Source organism: Parabacteroides bouchesdurhonensis (assembly GCF_900186615.1).
Taxonomy (GTDB): Bacteria; Bacteroidota; Bacteroidia; order Bacteroidales; family Tannerellaceae; genus Parabacteroides; species Parabacteroides bouchesdurhonensis.
In genome coordinates, this window is sequence record NZ_LT896588.1 from 1,819,585 (window position 1) to 1,838,903 (window position 19,319).

At 38.8% G+C, this 19,319-nt stretch carries 14 protein-coding genes; 8 read left to right on the plus strand and 6 right to left on the minus strand.

Annotated elements, in window-relative coordinates:
- The first annotated feature begins 100 nt into the window (after positions 1–100).
- The 3 genes from topA (at position 101) to C1721_RS07775 (ending at position 3,970) form a co-directional block, all read left to right on the plus strand.
- Entirely contained in the window at positions 101–2,449 is a 2,349-nt protein-coding gene (gene topA, locus C1721_RS07765) for a type I DNA topoisomerase (protein WP_102407855.1), read from the plus strand.
- Positions 2,450–2,577: 128 nt separating this feature from the next.
- Positions 2,578–3,474, plus strand: coding sequence for an AraC family transcriptional regulator (locus tag C1721_RS07770; protein ID WP_102407856.1), 897 nt, complete (start codon positions 2,578–2,580; stop codon positions 3,472–3,474).
- An 85-nt stretch (positions 3,475–3,559) separates the two neighbouring features.
- Positions 3,560–3,970 carry a YybH family protein gene (locus tag C1721_RS07775; protein WP_102407857.1) on the plus strand — a complete coding sequence of 137 codons (411 nt, stop codon included), beginning with the start codon at positions 3,560–3,562 and terminating at the stop codon, positions 3,968–3,970.
- 29 nt (positions 3,971–3,999) lie between these two features.
- Here C1721_RS07775 and C1721_RS07780 read toward each other — a convergent pair whose 3' ends face one another.
- From C1721_RS07780 to C1721_RS07790, 3 genes are all read right to left on the minus strand, one after another.
- The gene (locus C1721_RS07780) at positions 4,000–4,869 is read right to left on the minus strand and encodes a VIT1/CCC1 transporter family protein (protein WP_102409329.1); all 870 of its coding nucleotides are present in this window, start codon (positions 4,867–4,869) and stop codon (positions 4,000–4,002) included.
- Between the two features lie 10 nt (positions 4,870–4,879).
- Complete coding sequence (gene argS, locus C1721_RS07785; protein WP_102407858.1) at positions 4,880–6,673, minus strand: arginine--tRNA ligase; 1,794 nt, start codon at positions 6,671–6,673, stop codon at positions 4,880–4,882.
- 106 nt (positions 6,674–6,779) lie between these two features.
- Positions 6,780–7,052 (minus strand): HU family DNA-binding protein, encoded by a 273-nt coding sequence (locus C1721_RS07790; protein ID WP_102407859.1) that lies wholly within the window; start codon positions 7,050–7,052, stop codon positions 6,780–6,782.
- Between the two features lie 188 nt (positions 7,053–7,240).
- On the opposite strand from C1721_RS07790, the gene C1721_RS07795 reads away from it, so the two are divergent.
- The 3 genes from C1721_RS07795 to C1721_RS07805 are packed head-to-tail and all read left to right on the plus strand — an operon-like array spanning position 7,241 to position 9,934.
- Complete coding sequence (locus C1721_RS07795) at positions 7,241–7,963, plus strand: rhomboid family intramembrane serine protease (protein ID WP_102407860.1); 723 nt, start codon at positions 7,241–7,243, stop codon at positions 7,961–7,963.
- Positions 7,944–8,822 carry a rhomboid family intramembrane serine protease gene (locus C1721_RS07800; RefSeq protein WP_102407861.1) on the plus strand — a complete coding sequence of 293 codons (879 nt, stop codon included), beginning with the start codon at positions 7,944–7,946 and terminating at the stop codon, positions 8,820–8,822. The genes C1721_RS07795 and C1721_RS07800 overlap by 20 nt, the downstream gene beginning before the upstream one ends.
- 8 nt (positions 8,823–8,830) lie before the next feature.
- Positions 8,831–9,934 (plus strand): endonuclease/exonuclease/phosphatase family protein, encoded by a 1,104-nt coding sequence (locus C1721_RS07805; protein WP_102407862.1) that lies wholly within the window; start codon positions 8,831–8,833, stop codon positions 9,932–9,934.
- Positions 9,935–9,954: 20 nt separating this feature from the next.
- Here C1721_RS07805 and C1721_RS07810 read toward each other — a convergent pair whose 3' ends face one another.
- Both C1721_RS07810 and C1721_RS07815 read right to left on the minus strand, forming a co-directional pair.
- A complete protein-coding gene (locus tag C1721_RS07810; protein WP_102407863.1) occupies positions 9,955–10,500 on the minus strand; it encodes a DUF4468 domain-containing protein in 546 nt (181 codons plus the stop codon).
- 8 nt (positions 10,501–10,508) lie between these two features.
- Entirely contained in the window at positions 10,509–11,525 is a 1,017-nt protein-coding gene (locus tag C1721_RS07815) for a DUF4468 domain-containing protein (RefSeq protein WP_102407864.1), read from the minus strand.
- Positions 11,526–11,699: 174 nt separating this feature from the next.
- On the opposite strand from C1721_RS07815, the gene secDF reads away from it, so the two are divergent.
- Positions 11,700–14,708 (plus strand): protein translocase subunit SecDF, encoded by a 3,009-nt coding sequence (gene secDF / locus C1721_RS07820; protein ID WP_102407865.1) that lies wholly within the window; start codon positions 11,700–11,702, stop codon positions 14,706–14,708.
- 152 nt (positions 14,709–14,860) lie between these two features.
- Here secDF and C1721_RS07825 read toward each other — a convergent pair whose 3' ends face one another.
- A complete protein-coding gene (locus C1721_RS07825; protein ID WP_102407866.1) occupies positions 14,861–15,190 on the minus strand; it encodes a helix-turn-helix domain-containing protein in 330 nt (109 codons plus the stop codon).
- A 799-nt stretch (positions 15,191–15,989) separates the two neighbouring features.
- On the opposite strand from C1721_RS07825, the gene C1721_RS07830 reads away from it, so the two are divergent.
- Positions 15,990–19,094, plus strand: a complete 3,105-nt coding sequence (locus C1721_RS07830; protein ID WP_102407867.1) for a DUF6383 domain-containing protein — start codon at positions 15,990–15,992, stop codon at positions 19,092–19,094.
- Positions 19,095–19,319 lie beyond the last annotated feature (225 nt).

Genomic DNA, 19,319 nt, shown 5'->3' on the forward strand with positions numbered 1-19,319 from the left:
TGAAAGTTCAGGTTACAAAACTACGAAAATATGTTAGCAATCTGTTTTTACGTTAATTATTTGTGTATGTTTGCACTCGATTTCCAAAAAGAGAAAGAATATGCAGAAGAATTTGGTAATAGTGGAATCACCCGCGAAGGCAAAGACCATTGAAAAATTCTTGGGAAAGGATTACAAGGTCATGTCTAGTTACGGGCATATCCGCGACTTGAAAAAGAAAGAATTTAGTATTGACATTGAACATAATTATACTCCTCAATACGTTATTCCGGCTGATAAGAAAAAGTTGGTGTCGGAATTGAAAACTCAGGCAAAAGCCGCTTCACAGGTATGGCTTGCTTCCGATGAAGACCGTGAAGGAGAAGCTATTTCGTGGCATTTGTATGAGGTGTTAGGATTGAAGCCACAAAATACCAAACGAATCGTTTTTCATGAAATTACCAAAAATGCTATATTACATGCTATCGAAACTCCGCGCGATATCGATATTAATCTGGTGAATGCTCAACAGGCACGTCGTATATTGGATCGTATTGTAGGTTTTGAACTTTCTCCTATTCTATGGCGTAAAGTGAAGCCGGCATTGTCTGCGGGACGTGTTCAGTCGGTAGCTGTTCGTCTTATAGTAGAGCGTGAACGTGAAATAAACGATTTTGTGTCTGAGGCTGCTTTCCGTGTAATAGCAAACTTTATATTGCCGGATGGAACTACTGTGTTAAAAGCGGAACTTAACAGACGTTTGAAAGATAAGAATGAAGTCATAGCATTTCTTGAATCATGTAAGACTATCGCTTTCAGTATTGACGATATAACGAAAAAACCTGTAAAGAAATCTCCCGCTCCTCCGTTTACTACTTCTACATTACAACAAGAAGCAGCCCGTAAGTTGGGATATTCGGTTTCGCAAACGATGATGCTGGCACAGCGTTTGTATGAATCGGGATTGATAACCTATATGCGTACAGACTCTGTGAACTTAAGTGATTTGGCTTTAGACACAGCCAAGTCGACTATTATGAAAACATATGGTAAGGAGTATTATAAGTTCCGTCAGTATCATACAAAGAGTAAAGGGGCACAGGAAGCGCATGAGGCGATTCGTCCGACTGATCTTAGTAATGTGGAAATAAATGGAACGCCTCAGGAAATGAAACTGTATGAGTTGATTCGTAAGCGTACAATTGCTTGCCAGATGGCCGATGCGCAATTAGAGCGTACTACTATTTCAGTAGGAATGGGCAACCGGAAAGAGAAGTTTGTTGCTGTAGGCGAAGTGATTGCTTTCGATGGTTTTTTACAGGTATATCGTGAAAGTTCGGATGATGAAAATGAAAAAGAACAGGAAAACGGATTACTTCCACCGGTTTCTTTACATGAACCTTTAGAATTGAAGGATGTTGTAGCAACAGAACGTTTTACACAACGTCCTCCTCGTTATACGGAAGCAAGTTTGGTTCGTCGTTTGGAAGAATTGGGTATCGGCCGTCCTTCTACGTATGCTCCGACTATCCAAACTATTTTGAATCGTGAATATGTAGTAAAAGGTGATAAAGAGGGAATTGAGCGTCAGTTCTGTGTGATTTCTCTTTCAAACAGTAAAATAAAAGAAACGGAGAAGACAGAGATCGCAGGTTCTGATCGAAATAAACTGATGCCTACTGATATAGGCATAGTCGTGAACGACTTCTTGATGAAATATTTTCCATCTGTCCTCGATTATAATTTTACAGCCAGTGTGGAAAAGGAATTTGATGCTGTAGCCGAAGGTGAATTAGATTGGACGAAAGCTATTGACAAGTTCTATAAAATGTTCCATCCGATTGTAGAGTCTACAACTGCAGTTCGTACGGAACACAAAGTAGGTGAACGCGAATTGGGTATTGATCCGAAAAGCGGGAAACCGGTATTTGTGAAAATCGGTCGTTATGGTCCTGTTGCTCAGATCGGACAAGCACATGCGGAGGATAAAGAAGCTCCAAAACCGCAATTTGCTACATTAATGAAGGGGCAGTCTATAGAAACGATTACTCTGGAAGAGGCATTGAAGTTGTTTGATCTTCCCCGTACAATTGGAGATTACGAAGGTAAGACTGTTGTGGCTGCTGTAGGTCGTTTTGGCCCGTTTATTCGTTTTGATGGTAAATTTGTGTCTATTCCAAAGACGCTGGATCCGCTTACAATCACTTTGGAAGAAGCGATAGAGCTGATTAATGATAAGCGCTTAAAGGATGAACAACGATTTATGAAGAAGTTTGACGAAGAACCCGAGTTGGAAATACTGAGAGGACGTTTTGGCCCTTATATCGCTTATAAAGGAAGTAATTACAAGATACCGAAGTCTGTAGAGCATCCGGAAGAACTTACATTGGAAGACTGTAAGAAGATAATAGCCGATGCAACGGAAAAGCCGGTTGCAACTAAAAAGCGTACTAGAAAAAAGAAGGCTTGATAAAATAAACCTGAAATAAATTACGGGATGGTTCTATATCGGAATCATCCCGTTTTTATATAACAGGCAAGCTCCGGTTCGATTTGCAGAAACTTAATTTTAGTATATTTGCTAAAATATCATGAAGCATGGAAAGACCCAATATAGATATTCGTTCCATACCCTCATACAACTTCTATAAGAATAAATACGGAGATGAGTTGCTCATAGATGTTGTACATCTGGATTTTGTGAAGAAATATATGGCAGAACATTCTGCGCATACCTTGACTTATTTCGACATTACATTGATCACGAAAGGAGAAGGGGAATTTTGTATAGATGATTCTGTTTACCACGTGAAACCTCATGATCTGATATTTACCAAGCCGGGAGAAGTGCGTAAATGGGACAAAAATGCTATTCAGGAAGGATTTGCTCTTATTTTTGAGGAAGAATTTTTGCAATCATTCTTTAATGACCCGTATTTTCTCCGTAATCTATCTTACTTTAAGACAAACAGAGTTTCACCGTATTTGAGCCTTGCCGATGTTGATAATATACGAATCTCCGGACTTATTATGGAGATAGAGCAGGAGATACGGAATTATCAATCGAAGGATAAACATTTGTTGAGAGCGCTATTGTATGAAGTATTGATGTTATTGAATAGACTGTATGCTAATTCCGCTCATGTGATTATAGATACGAATAATGAAAACCGGAACGTATATGTCGATCGTTTTCGAGAGTTGGTAGATCATCGTTTCTCAACAGATCATACTATCTTTGGTTATGCAGATCAACTATGTATTACACCTAACTATTTGAATGAAATAGTGAAGAATACAACCGGTCTTAATGCCAAACAATATATTCAGAATAAGCTTTTAGTGGAAGCTAAGCGTTTGTTAGCTTATACCAACCAATCGGTTTCTGAAATATCTCAGGCTTTAGGTTATGATTCGTCCTCTTATTTTATACGCTTTTTCCGAATTAAAACCGGCGTGACTCCTTTATATTACCGTAAGCATGTAAAACCATAAAAAGTGCTATTTCTTCCTTTATTCGTGTTATAGATAATCAAGTTCGATCTTTTACTTTTGTCTTATAATCTTAAATAATGAAATTATGCAGGATGTAACACAAAAAGAGAATATTTCGGAATTGATTATCTCTTTGGAAAAACAGGCTTTGGAGGTATGGAATAGCGGCAATCCGGATGCTTATCTGAAACTTTCGGATGCGGATGTCATTTACTTTGATCCTGTATTGGAGCAGAAGATAGAAGGATTGGAACAGCTTACGGGTTATTATGAACGTTTGAGAGGTATGGTGCACGTAGAACGTTATGAAATGATCCGCCCGATTGTTCAGGCGGTAGAGAATATGGCGGTTCTTACGTTTAACCTTATTTCTTATGAGGGAGAAAAAATTTACAGATGGAACTGTACGGAGGTTTACCGTCGTAATCCGGCGGATGAATGGAAAATAATACAGACCCATTGGTCGTTAATCAGACCTTTAGGAGATAATATGTAGGCGGATACGGTGGGTATTGACGCTTTGTTTTAAGCGTCGATGCCCGTAAATTCTTTAAGTGCGTACCCAATCAAGAAACTCAGGGCTGCTACACTGAAACTCAATACAGCCATTTCAGTGAACCGTTTGCGAAAACTTTCACTTCGGGCTACCGAGTAATAGTAGTTAAACAGCGCTATAATGAGTAATGCTGTGGCAAGCATAATAATCAGAGCAATAATAACATTACTTATAAATATAAAGGGAGCTACTAAAGCTACTACAGTGAAAATATAGGCAATACCTGTGTAGATTGATGCTTTTATCGGATGTTTCTTGTCTCCGTCGGATTTGGTTGACAAATATTCGGAAGAAGCCATCGAAAGAGCGGCAGCAATCCCTGTAATACTGCCTGTCAGGGCTATTAACTTTGAATCGCTTAATGCCAATGTAAAACCGGCTAAAGCGCCGGTGAATTCAACCAAGGCGTCGTTTAATCCCAGTACTATTGATCCCATGTACTCCAGACGTTCTTCGTTTATTAGCTCAATTAATTTCTGCTCATGTTCGTCTTCATCTTTTGCTATTTGTTGAAGATCCGGGTAGTCTTCAAATGTTGCGTAGTTTTCTTTAGCGCTTTCTTCACCGGACTCCATCAGTTTGATTGCAAAAGTGATACCTAGAATACGTGCTAACCAATAGAATTTAACGATTTTCCACCTACAGGGAGAGGTTTCCGTTTCCGTATATTTTTTCAGGATGTTGTAATGTCTTTTTTCGTCGGTTGCGATACGGAGCAGAATGTTTTTATTGGCAGGATTCTTTTCTATGGAGGCCAGTTTAGTATAAACAATACTCTCTGTGACTTCATTTCTCTGAAGTCGCAGTAGAGATTGTCTTGTATTTGTGTCGATTCCCATAACTGGAGAATTACATTCTTTCTGGAACTTCAATGCCTAATAAAGCCATACCTGTCTTAATGATGTTAGCTATATTAGCTGAGAGAACCAACCGGAAATTCTTTAACTCTGCATTTCCTTCACGCAGGATAGAGAAATCATGGTAGAACTGATTGTATTCTTTTACCAGATCGTAAATATAATTTGCTATGCAGGCGGGGCTGTAAAGTTTACCGGCTTCTTTCACTACAGCCGAGAAGTCTGCAATCATCTGAATAAGATTCTCTTCTTTTTCTGAGATTGTAGAAGTCGTCGGTAACTGTGTTGGTAATACGAGACCCTGCTCTGCCGCTTTACGAAGGACAGAGCGGATACGTGCATAGGTATATTGGATAAAAGGACCTGTGTTCCCATTGAAGTCGATAGATTCTTTCGGATTGAAAGTCATATTTTTGCGAGGATCTACTTTCAGTATGAAGTATTTCAGTGAACCTAAACCAACAATGCGTGCAATATCTTCTGCCTCTTCCGGTGTCATTTCATCCAGCTTACCTAATTCTTTGGAAATTTCCCGAGCGGTATTGATCATTTCTTCCATCAAATCATCGGCGTCAACAACCGTACCTTCGCGGCTCTTCATCTTGCCTTCCGGCAATTCCACCATGCCGTAAGAGAAATGTACCAACCCTTTTCCGAACTCAAATCCCAATTTATCCAATAAGATAGAGAGTACTTGGAAGTGATAGTTTTGTTCATTCCCTACTACATAGATCATTTTATTGATAGGATAATCATCAAATCTCAGTTTGGCAGTACCTATGTCTTGTGTCATATATACGGATGTACCGTCTGCACGTAACAAAAGTTTTTCGTCCAATCCCTCTTTGGTAAGGTCCGCCCATACGGAACCATCTTCCCGACGATAGAAGATTCCTTTAGCCAACCCTTCCAATACTTTGCTTTTACCTTCTAGATAGGTTTGGGATTCATAGTATATTTTATCAAAGTTTACACCCATCATCTTATATGTCTCATCAAATCCGGCATAAACCCAATTATTCATCATTTCCCATAAGGCGCGTACTTCTTTGTCTCCGGCTTCCCATTTACGTAACATTTCGCGAGCTTCTGCCATTAACTGAGATTGCGCTTCTGCTTCTTCTTTAGTTAAACCTTTGGCTTCAAGAGCTGTTGTTTCTTCCTTCAATTTATTGCTGAAAAGAACATAGAAATCTCCAATTAGATGATCACCTTTCTTCCCTGTGCTTTCGGGAGTAACACCGTTACCCCATTTTTGCCAGGCAAGCATAGATTTACAAATATGAATGCCACGATCATTTACAATATTGGTTTTTACCACCTTGTTCCCATTCGCTTTCATGATTTCAGATAGACTGAAACCTAGAAGATTGTTACGTACGTGACCTAAATGGAGTGGTTTGTTTGTATTTGGTGAAGAATATTCAATCATCACTAACGGAGACTTTTCCGTGACAGGAATGATACCGTACGTGGGCTGTTCATTTATCGAATTTAATAAATCAATCCAGCAGGAGCAAGCGATGGTTAAATTAAGGAAGCCTTTTATTACATTGAACTCTTCCACAGCCGATTCGTTTTTAACCAGATATTCCCCAATTTCTTGCGCAGTCTGTTCCGGAGATTTCTTGGACATTCGTAAGAATGGAAATACAACTAAAGTGAGATGTCCTTTGAACTCTTTTTTTGTCTTCTGCAATTGTACCTGGTCGGCAAGTATTTCTGCCCCATACAATTCTTTAATGCCGGTTATTATCGCACCGGTAATCTGTTGTTCGATAACCATATTCGTATTACTATATGTTCGGATTTTATTTTTAGTTGCAAAGGTACATAAAAAAACCGTCCCTGCTATCAGGAACGGTTCTTTGCTATTTGAAGAACTATATTTCTTACTTTACGAGTTCTGCTAATTCAGCACCAGCTTTAAATTTAACGCTTTTACGTGCAGGAATTTCAATAGTTGCTTTTGTTTTCGGGTTAACGCCTTTGCGTGCAGCTTTTTCTGTAACTGAGAATGAGCCAAATCCTAAAAGGGCTACTTTGCCTCCGGCTTTTAATTCACTTGAAACTGTGCTTACAAAAGCTTCTACAGCTTTTTTCGCATCAACTTTGCTTAAACCAGATTTTTCTGATACAGCATTGATAAATTCTGTTTTGTTCATGATGGTTTGATTGTTAATATATTAAACAAATTCTCCTATAGTTCAAAGTTGGTGTCAAATGTAATCTTATTTTAAGATACAACAAAGAAAAAAAATGTTTTTTTTATTGATTTACTATGTTTTATTCCCATACGGGCAGAAATGTATATAAAATATACTTACCTTTGCCTCTAAATACAAATATTTTTATGATGAATCAGAACGGTGCGGGCTTTTTAAACAGTATCCCGCCAGTAACTAAAAATCTTATAATTATAAATCTTCTTTTCTGGGTAGCAAGTCTGGCTTTGCCAAAAATAGGTGTTGATTTGGTAGATTTGTTAGGCTTACATTTCCCCGGGGCAACCGACTTTAAGGCTTATCAGTTCATTTCCTATATGTTCATGCACGATACCCATTCTTTCGCGCATGTCTTTTTTAATATGTTTGCCGTTTATATGTTTGGACGTATTCTGGAGAATGTATGGGGGCCTAAACGTTTTCTTATCTTTTACCTGGTTACAGGAATAGGTGCCGGAATCATACAAGAATTGGTTTGGTTCTATAATTTACGTGATGTGGTATTTGCCAGTCAGGATTTGATTAATGTAGGAGGTTCGCAAATCCTTTCAAAAAGTGAATTCCTAAATTTCTTTGTAACGATCGGTGCTTCAGGCGCAGTCTTTGGAATATTGCTTGCTTTTGCCATGCTTTTCCCGAATGTCCCATTGTTTTTGATGTTTATACCGATACCTATTAAGGCAAAATATTTTGTTATATTTTACGGTCTGGCAGAACTTTTCTTGGGCGTAGCCAGTTTTGGAGGAGATACGGTAGCGCATTTCGCTCATTTGGGTGGTATGTTGTTCGGCTATATTCTTGTTCGGTATTGGAAAAAGAAAGATGCAAACAATGGACAGTATTTTTACTAATTTAAAGCGAACATTCCAGTCCGGGAATATTCTTGCTAAGCTTATATATATAAATGTAGGCTTATTCGTCCTTATACGGCTGATAAGTGTATTTTGCATACTGTTTAATGTCGGAAGTTTTTCTTTCCTTCAATATCTGCAAATGCCTTCATCTCCGGAATTACTTTTGTACAGGCCGTGGACAATTATAACCTATATGTTTACCCATTTTGATTTCCTTCATATCTTGTTCAATATGTTATGGCTGTACTGGTTTGGAGGATTATTCCTTACCTTTTTTAATGAACGCCAGTTAGGAGGGTTATACTTGTTGGGTGGTATAGCAGGAGCTGTCTTTTTTATGTTGGCCTATAATATTTTTCCGTATTTTCAGACAGTGGCCGCTACCAGTTATCTGATGGGAGCTTCTGCTTCGGTTATGGCTATCGTGTTTGCCGTTTCTTTTTATCGGAAAGATCTGGAGATAAATTTATTTCTTATTGGCCGTGTTCGTTTGATTTATTTGGCTATATTTACACTGCTAATAGATTTTCTGGCTATCACTTCAGATAATGCGGGAGGACATATAGCCCATATTGGCGGTGCATTATTTGGCATTCTGTTTGCGGTCCGGATTCAGAAAGGGAGAGATCTTACAGCTCCAATGAATCGTGCTATAGATTGGTTTGTTAATTTGGGAAAGCGTAAGCCTAAAATGCGTGTTATTTACAAACGTGCCGAAACGGATTACGAATACAATGCCCGTAAACATCAGGAATCTGCTGATATAGACGCCATCCTGGATAAACTGAAACGTTCGGGATATGAAAGCCTTTCCGCCGATGAGAAAAGAAGGCTGTTTGATGCCAGTAAGAAATAATAAACCAGATGAAAACGTTACGGATATTTTTGCAATTCTTGTTTGTCGTTGTAAACATTATAGTGGTTGTACTATTTGTGTTGGCAGCTTATTCAAGCAGGTTTTCTCCCGAAAAGAATCTTTTCTTTTCTTATCTGGGGTTAGGTTTTCCTGTATTGTGTGTGTTGAATATCCTTTTTATTCTTTATTGGTTATTCCAGTGGGAATGGAAATTTATTCTGATAGGATTGATTTCCTTTTTGATCTGTTGGAATCCGGTAAAGAACTATTTCCCGTTCCATAGCAAAGTTGCCCCGGTGCCCCAAGAGAATGTTTTGAAAGTACTTACATACAATGTCATGGGATTCGGATATAAAAACCATACTAAATTAAGCCCGAATAAGATTATCGAATATATTGTCAACTCGGATGCCGATATTGTCTGTCTGCAGGAATATGCGGAACATAAGTCGGAGAAATACCTTACACGTGAAAAAATATTTAATGCTTTGAGCATGTATCCATATCGCTCAATTTTTATCTTGAGCAATACTAAGTTTATGTCTTACGGAATAGCCGTATTCTCTAAATATCCTATATCCGATTCACGAAGAATTAAATATGAGAGTTCGTTTAATGGCTCATCTGTTCATCAGATAAAAGTAAAAGATAAGAATATCACATTAATAAATAACCATTTGGAATCATTTAAGCTGACCTCGGAGGATCGTTCACGATATTCTGCTTTTATTAAAAATATGGGTTCGGATACTTTTGACGAATTACGGGGAGCTATCCAGCAAAAACTGGGACCTGCTTTCGTTATTCGTGCCAAACAGGCTAATATTGTTGCGGAGGAGGTGAAAAATGCGAAGAATGATTATGTTCTTGTGTGCGGTGATTTTAATGATACTCCTATATCTTATGCGCATCATACTATACAAGGACCTCTGGTTGATGCTTTTTCTGAATCAGGCTGGGGAATGGGGATTTCCTATAATCAAAACTTTTTCTTGTTCCGCATTGATAATATATTACATTCCGCGAATATGAAAGCTATCAACTGTACAGTTGATAATGTAAGATATTCAGACCATTATCCAATGTGGTGTTATTTGCAACTGGACAAATAACACGCACATCTTATTATTTTCTACTCACCCTTAGCTGCGTCAAATACGTCGCCGAATAAGTTTTCTACAAAGAAAAACGTTGCATTGCAGAATAATGATGGATTTTTAATAATAGCAATTGTATTGCTTTTGCCATTATTGGCAATTACATTTTCCGCTTTGTACGTTTTATATTTCTTATCATTATCCGGATCATACTGATAAACGATATCATAGACTTCTATCGTATACTTTTCCTCTTCACAATTAATACGCATTTTGTATTTAAGTATGGTTTTATCCGTATCATTTAGCAATAATTCCACTTTAGAGCTTACAAATACGCTTCCTTTGTTTTTATTGGAAGAAACATTGGAAAGGAATACATCTTTACCATAATTCTTTTTAGCCCATTTGTTGATGGAATTGAATAACTCCATTTTACTTACCCCCGGCATATCAACATTATCACTGTATACCACTTTCCCGTTCTTCATGGGAGCGCAGTTGTCTGCGTTACCTTTGTGCCCCTGTGCCATACATAGCATAGGAATAATCATACATATAAATAATAATACCTTTTTCATCTTTTACCTTATTTTATCCAAACATTCATTATTTCACCAAGGACAGTTTTCTGCCCGTTATTATCCGTTTCGCCTTGTTTGCGGCATTGTATAATCATCCATGTGTTGTTGTTCTCTTTGTCTAAGATCGAAATCTTATATGCTTCACCATCTCCGATTGCCTGATAAACGGTACTTGCCGGTGCTATGGAGAATGAAGCCACTTTTTTACCGAATACAGTACTGATCCCTTGCCATGTAGCATTGTTTTCTTTCAATGCTTCAATTTCAATAACAATCGGGCTGTCCGGAAGCATTTGGAGGATTGTACTTGGTATCTGAGCCGGATTAATAGCCACAAATCCTTCCAGCGCTTGCACAGGCTGTGCAGGAGTTGCCGGAGTAACAGGGGGTACTGGAGTTACGGGTGCTGCCGGCTGAACCGGAGCTACTGTTGTATTCTGATCGGAAATGACAACCGAAGATGTTTTCTGCGGACTGTCAAATGCGGTTAAAGCACTGTTCATCGTTTTATCAACGAAGTCGATAGTTGCTTTGCGGAATTTTGATGCACTGCGGATCAGCTTCCCTTTTTTATTTATAGCGTATTTATCTGTAATAAATCCTTCCGCCGTATACTTTTCCGGTTCCCGTTGATAAGCCACATCATACGTGTACCGGATCGCACTTATTTTCAATGTGCACGCACTTCCTTCGCATTCTGCCGTAAACTGGTATGACATTAAAGCACGGTCCAGTGAAATGGCGTTGCTTTGGAATATAATATATGTATTGCCCAATGCGGCTATTTCACCTTTTTCTTTATTGGCATAGACGACTCTTTCATCCTCATTGTTAAAATATCCTTGCGCCCAATTTAACAGAACGTCATATATCTGGTCTTGTGATAAAGATGGGGCGTTAAATTCTTTAGAGAATACCACCTTGCCGTCAATTTCGGGGACGGCGCCTGCCAAATAACGTTGATCGTTCTGGGCTGCCAGCAATGCCGGAATAAATAACAATAACAATAATAGTCGTTTCATGGTCCTTGTTTTCTTTAGAATTTAAAAGCAAAGATATACATTTGCATCCGAAATAAACTATGAGAGTGACAAATAATTAAACTAATTGCTCTTTATCAAAGAAAAAAAGTCTATATTTGCACCCTGTGAAAAAACGAAAATAAATAATGTAATAACATAAACAATAAGATTCAAATGCAAAACAAAGGATTTGTGAAGGTCTTCGCGGTGTTACTTACGCTTGTCTGCTTATTTTATCTGTCATTCTCGTTTGTGACAAGATATTATAACAACAAAGCCGCTGAGTATGCAGGTGGAGATCCAGCGAAAGAGAGTACTTATTTGGACTCTTTATCTACTCAGAAGGTATGGCTTGGCTATACGTTGAAGCAATGCCGTGAAATGGAAATCAGTTTAGGTCTTGACCTTAAAGGTGGTATGAACGTCGTACTTGAGTTGAATGTTGCCGATGTAATCCGGTCGCTTTCAAATAATAATCAAGACGAGAACTTCAATAAAGCCCTGGATTTAGCGTATGCTCACCAGGCCACCAGTCAGAAAGACTTTATCGATTTATTTGCAGAAGAGTATAAAAAGCTGGACAACGGCGCACGTCTGTCTGCTATTTTCAGTACATTCGAGCTGAAAGATAAAATCAATCCGCAGAGTTCAGATGCTCAGGTTATTTCCATATTGAAACAAGAGTTACAGAGTGCTATCGACAATTCATTTAATGTATTGCGTACTCGTATAGACCGCTTCGGTGTTGTATCCCCTAATATCCAACGTCTTGAAACGGCCGGACGTATCTTGGTGGAACTGCCGGGCGTAAAAGAACCTGAACGTGTACGTAAATTACTTCAAGGAAGTGCAAACCTTGAATTCTGGGAAACCTATCAGTTGCCTGAAATATACCAGCAATTAATTGCTGCCGATAACGTATTGGCTGCTATATTAAATGCAAAAGAGATCGATTCTGCTACTGAAACTGCCAATGAACCGGAAGCTACTGCCGAAGCAACTGCAGCTGAAACCGCTACAAGTGATGCTGATTCATTGTTGGCTCAAATTCATCAGGACAAACCGGAAGCTGCCGCAAGTGCCAATATGGAAGAATTTGCAAAGCAACATCCTTTATTTGCCCTTTTGCAGATCAATCAGTATAATGGACAGCTTGTTCCCAGTGCTATTGTTGGTATCGCTAATGTGAAAGATATTGATAAAATCAATGAATATCTGAATATGAAGCAGGTTAAGGATGTGTTACCGCGTAACCTGTCTTTAAAATGGGGCGTTAAAGCCATTGATGAGAAAGAACAATATTTCTATCTGTATGCAATCAAAATGACGAACCGTGACGGAAGCCCGGCTCTAGGTGGTGATGTTGTAACAGATGCAAATGCCGACTTTGCCCAGCAAGCCGGACGTAACGAACAGGAAGTTAGTATGACGATGAATGCCGAAGGCGCTAAGGCTTGGGCTCGTCTGACTAAAGATAATATAGGTAAAGCCGTTGCTATTGTTTTGGATGATATGGTTTATTCGGCTCCTAATGTACAAGTAGAAATTACCGGCGGACGTTCGCAAATTACAGGTCATTTTACTCCGGAAGAAGCGAAGGACTTGGCAAACGTATTGAAATCAGGTAAGATGGCGGCATCCGTACAGATTGTACAGGAAGACGTTGTTGGTCCGTCTTTAGGACAGGAAGCAATCAATGCCGGTGTTATCTCATTCGTTCTGGCTCTTGTTCTGTTGATGATTTACATGTGTGCATTCTATGGCCTGATACCGGGTTTGATTGCCGATGGAGCTTTAGTATTGAACATCTTCTTTACGATGGGTATTCTGGCTTCGTTCCAAGCTGTTCTTACTTTGCCGGGTATTGCTGGTATGGTATTGACGTTAGGTATGGCTGTCGATGCTAACGTGTTGATTTATGAACGTACAAAAGAAGAACTTCGTGCCGGTAAATCGTTGGGTAAAGCTATTGCCGATGGTTACGGTAATGCCTTCTCCGCTATTTTCGACTCAAACTTGACATCAATCATAACAGGTATTGTATTGTTCTATTTCGGTACAGGTCCTATCCGTGGTTTTGCTACCACAATGATTATCGGTCTGTTCGCTTCATTCCTTACAGCTGTGTTCCTGACCCGTATTGTTTACGAAGGACTTTTGGCAAAGGATAGATTGAAGAACGTTACGTTTACTACATCTCTTACTAAAGACTTGTTGACTAATCCGAAGATCAATTTCTTGGGAGCACGCAAAGTAGGTTATCTGATCCCGCTTATTATTATTGTATTGGGAGCTATTTCCATGTCAACGATAGGTTTGAATAATGGTATCGACTTTACCGGTGGACGTAACTATGTTATCCGTTTTGACCAGGATGTTAAAACCGATGAAGTTCGCGATATGCTGGACGCTCAGTTAGACGGTGCGGTTAGTGTCATCACTATCGGAACACCTAATCAGGTTCGTGTATCAACCAACTATAAGATTGCAGATGCCAATCCTTCTGTAGATCAGGAAATAGAAACCAAATTATTCGAAGGCGTTAAGCCGTTGCTTCCTGAAGGAACTACTCAGGACGAGTTTGTAGGCTCTTATATACAGAGCTCTCAGAAAGTAGGACCGAGTATGGCGGATGATATAAAGAATAGCGCTATTTTGGCCGTTGTCTTCGCAATGATCTGTATGGCTGCATATATCTTACTCCGTTTCCGTGACGTATCATTCTCAGTTGGCGCATTTGCATCAGTAGCTACAACTACGTTCTGTATCATTTCATTCTATACCTTGTTATGGAAGATTCTTCCGTTCTCAATGGAAGTCGATCAGACGTTTATTGCTGCTATCCTTACAATCATCGGTTACTCTATTAATGATACAGTGGTTGTATTTGACCGTATCCGTGAAACTATCGGGTTATATCCGAAACGTGATCGTTACCAGGTAATCAACGACGCATTGAACTCAACCTTGTGTCGTACATTCAATACTTCATTAACTACTTTGGTGGTTGTATTGTGTATCTTTATTCTGGGTGGTGCTACAATCCGTAGCTTTACATTCGCGATCTTGTTAGGTATCATTATCGGTACATATTCAACTCTGTTCGTAGCAACTCCTATTGCATACGAATTACAGAAAAAGAAGATCAACAAGAAAGCCGCAAAAGAAACTGCTGCAAAATAAGTAGCAGATAAAATAATAAAGCAAGAGCCGGCTAGCGATAAAACGTTAGCCGGCTCTTATTGTTTATACTTATTTTCTTATTATTTAAGCTTGTACTTTAAGCCATCCTCCCTACGGGCTTATCAGCCATAAAAACTTCTATTATTGGAATATTATTCATTTTTATTTCCTCGTTTTCGTTGTTTTGGTTGTGTTGCTTTTAGTATATCGTCAATGCTTTGGTATGTTTTGTTATTGAAAAGAGTTTCAAACTCATCCGTCATATCTAACGCGAAGGCGATCATTACTAATGAACGCAATGATATCTCTCCCGATGATTCAAAACGCCTGTAAGAGCCCAAAGATACTCCAGATTTTGCCGCAAGCATATTTTGTGTCCATCCTTTTTCCAGCCGCCTCTGCTTAACATGTTTGGCAATACCCGACATTAATAAATCAGGCGTTTTACTTATAAGTGATAATATATTATCGTTTATGTCCATTTTTTATGTATTATCGCTATTATATGAGTACTTACAAAGTTAGTCAAAGCTCTGCAATTATCAAATTAATGGCGTAAAGAAGATTATTTTAACGTTGTTCTCATTAATATCTGTTAATCCGGAGAGATATTTCTATTTTCGTTTTAAAAGAGCTATCTTTTGCATTTAAAAGTCCCGTCTTAACATTTCAAAAGAGCAGACCTTTGAAGTGTTAAGACGGGACTTCTGCATTCAAAAGATAGCTCTTTTGAAAAGCCTTTTCCGGACTGTTAATATATACAGGATCATCGAGGCCTTTTTTGAAATTATCGGGATGATTTTGGAAAAAGATCCCGATGATTTATAAATCACTTTCCGGTTACGTGAATAAGATAAAAGGATAAAATAAAGAAATTTTAGGGAGTGGATTTTCTTCGTATATATAATGTACGCGCGTACATTTATTTATTAGAAAACAGAAAAATCGTATCATCTTCCAAAACATTGTGTTTAAGAGGCATTTAAGTGACTAATGAAAACGTTCGTCTAGATTCGCCAATGCAAAGGTACATCTTTCTTTTATTCCTGCAACCCTTTTTGAATAATTTTTCACTACTCTATGTGCTTTCTTATCAATAATATAGCCTATTAGTTACAAAACAAAGGCTTCGTATTACGAACGCTCCAAAAACAGGCTAAAAAATGACGATTCTAGACCAACGTTTTCGTTAGTCATTTCTTTATGTATGGTGGAAGGCGGAAGGCCTTGATTGATAGAACTTTTAATGAACATTATTATTAATATTAAATGAGAAAAAGTATGAACAAGAGATTTTCTACTCTTTTGGCTGCCGCCCTGGTAGCCAGTGGATTGTCAGCAGGTGCACAGACTGCTGTTACGATAGAAAATGGTACTGTTTCTGGTGGTGGAGCTCAAAAAGCGGAAACATTAACTGCCGGTAAATTCTACCATTTATCTGTTACGGATGCTAATGCAACTACTGGTTTGTTGACATTAGAGAAAAACTATGATGGAAAAAAAGACTCATTGATTGTAATTGCCTTAGACACTGACGGATCAGGTCGTTTGAAAGCATTTGCCAGTGATGCTTCTGATTTGAAAACTCGTCAGATGGCACAAGTTGACTCTACTTTATGGTTGGTACAGGTGAAGAACCCTACTGCTGTTATTCCTACTTATGAATTTATTAACAAAGCAACAAGTGCTAAATTAAGCTTGGATCCAAAAGATGAAAATGCGTATCTTTCTGTAGTAGACGGTGCTGTAGCAGAGTGGGCTTGGACTGGCAAAAAGCTGGTTAGCGGAGAATATGCAATTGATGTAGCTACTAGTGGTGGCGAAGTTACCTTTAAGAAAGGCGGCTCAAATGAGCTTACTGCTTATGAACCTGCATTAATTAAAATGACTGCTGCTGATTTGAATGCTTATGGTGGCAATTGGTTTGAAATGTCTGTTAGTGATGATATCGTTGCCGGTACAGATGCAAACCTTTCTAAGGTGAAATTCCAGGCTATTCAAGCTAAAAACCATGATGAAGCAAGTGCTGCTAACGGTGGTGTTGCTATGGACGGTGTTTATCTGAAAGCTGTAGGACAAGAAAAAGCTGCAAAAAAAGTAACAGATGGTTCTGCTATTAAGAATACGAATGTATTCTTGGTATTGGATACAATTCCTCAAGACAAACTGACTTCTTTTGACCGTAATTCTGGCGTTGGTGGTTTGAAGTTTGCTTTGGATACGTTAGCTCAGAAGGTTGCTATTGCAGATGATTCATTGGCATTTGCCAGCAGAGTTAATGGAGAGGCTACTGGAGATTATGCTAAACTTCTGAAGGAATCTTATGCTTTCGGTCGTGACTCATTGACATATCAGTTCTATTTCTTCCGTAATCCTGCTGTTGAAGGCGACGCTTTGATCGGTATGGTTGGTGGTGTTCCTGTAACTGCTAAACCACAAGCAGAAGGCGGTTATGCCTGTGCAGGCAGTGGTGTAGATGACCATAGAATAGCTGGAACTGAGGGCGCTTATATTTCTTTGTATGGTAGTGCGGGTGCAACGCCTATGTTGACAGCATCTTCTATTAATGGTCAGGCAGAAATTGTTCCTGCCAATTTGCAGTTGGGTGCAGGTACAAAGGCTGATATCGCAGAAGGATTGTATTATATGGCTTATTATACAGCAGGTACAAGCCATGCAGACAAGAAAGCCGTATCTGAAAAGTTTGCTACAGCTAAAATGACTTCAAATGCTGCTTCTTGGACAGAATCTACAGATGTCGCTTCTATGATGCCTTCTGATGTTACTTATGGTGATGACAAAACTCTTTCTCCTCTTGTTCCTGCTACTCAGTGGAGAGTAAGCAAAACAATTGGCGGTTATAAAATTGCAAACCGTGAAATAGCCGGATTGACAAAGACGAAAGAAATCTATACTACTACTATTAAGAATGTATATAAGTTTGGTGGTGACTCTATTATTCTGGTTGCTGTAAATAATGATAAAGCTACCGATAAATATGTAGGTTACAAACACTTTACTGCTGATGAGTTAAAGACTATGGCTGTTGCTTTGAAGTTTAACAACCCGTTAGGCAACGATTCTTACGTGTATATCAAGAATGACTCTGTTTTGGCTGCAAAAGCAATGGAAGACTATACTGCAGGCGCTACATACTTTACGTTGGTTCCGGCTGCCGGAGGTTCTTATAAGTTTGATGGCGACAATGCCGAACGTCAGGCTTATTTGTTGAAGGCTCGTTTCGATGATAAGAGAGTTGTTGGTTTCCCGAATGGAGATGTTAATGCGAATAAAGAAAATGTGAAGATGACGAACTTCCGTCAGTATACTGGTTATGCAGCTAATAAATATGCACAATCGGATTCAATTGCTGTTGTATTCCGTCAGACATTGAAAGAAGGTGAATATGACTTGATTATTGTCTCTGGAAAACTGGATGCTAACAATGCTCAGTCATACTCTTCCGCTTCGTTGTATGACAAAACTAATCATACGGATTCTGTTATTTCAGTTTCAGGTTCGACAATGGGCTTGATCAAGACAGCTTATACTTCAAATCAGGCAGGTACATTCTCAATTATTGTTCCTGATGCTCCTAAATATGCAAATGTTGTAAAGAGCAAACCTTCACATGCACGTATTTATTCTACAGCAAATACTTCATTGGCAATATCTTTAAATGATAAGAAGGTAGGTATATTAAAATCAGTAACAGATTTGAAGGCTGATGCTTATACAGAAGATAACTTCAAGATGTTTGTTGATACGGCAGATTTGACACAAGCAGATCAACCTAAGTTCTACATTCGTACAACTCAGGTGGCAGACCTTACTTCAGAGGAAGTAGCAGACGGACAAAGCTATTATATGTCATTGAATGATGATGAGAATGCAATTTTGTTCAGAAAAGCAAAACAGATTGGTGCAACAAAAGATTCTTTGGTTGTGTTCCGTCCGGCTACATTGACTAAACCGGCCAATGATACAATTAACATCAAGAAGGTAACTCCTGCTCAGATCTTTGCATTCCAGGTAACTCCGGAAGATGGTACTTATTATATCAAGAACTTGAAGACTAATAAGTATTTGAGCCACGTTAATGGCGTTCTGAAACTGGATGCTACCGCTGCTCTTCCTTTCAGCCTTGATGCAACAGTTGATGCTCCTACATCAAACGGTGCTATCGAAGCAAACACAATCAGTGTAGTAGCTGGCGAAGGTAACGTAACTGTATACGGTGCAGCCGGTAAGACTATCATCGTATCAGACGTTGTAGGTCATAACACGAAAGTTATCGCTATTTCTGATGCAGAAACAATTCCTGCTTCTTCAGGCGTGGTTATTGTTAAGGTTGGTAGCGAAGTTGTTAAGACTGTAGTAGATTAAGAAGAATAGAAAAGAACAGAAAAATTAATCAAATAATCTAATTAATATCCGTGTGGATTAGGAGTGGGGTAGAGACCACTCCTTCCCCAAGTACCCTGCGAGAGGCGAACAAGCGGATAAAATATTAATACTAAAGTAATAAAATTCTTTCTGCCTGTACTTCTGTGAGGAAGGAAAGCAGTAAACAAATTAAAAGGAGTGGCTTATGTCACTCCTTTTTCAGGA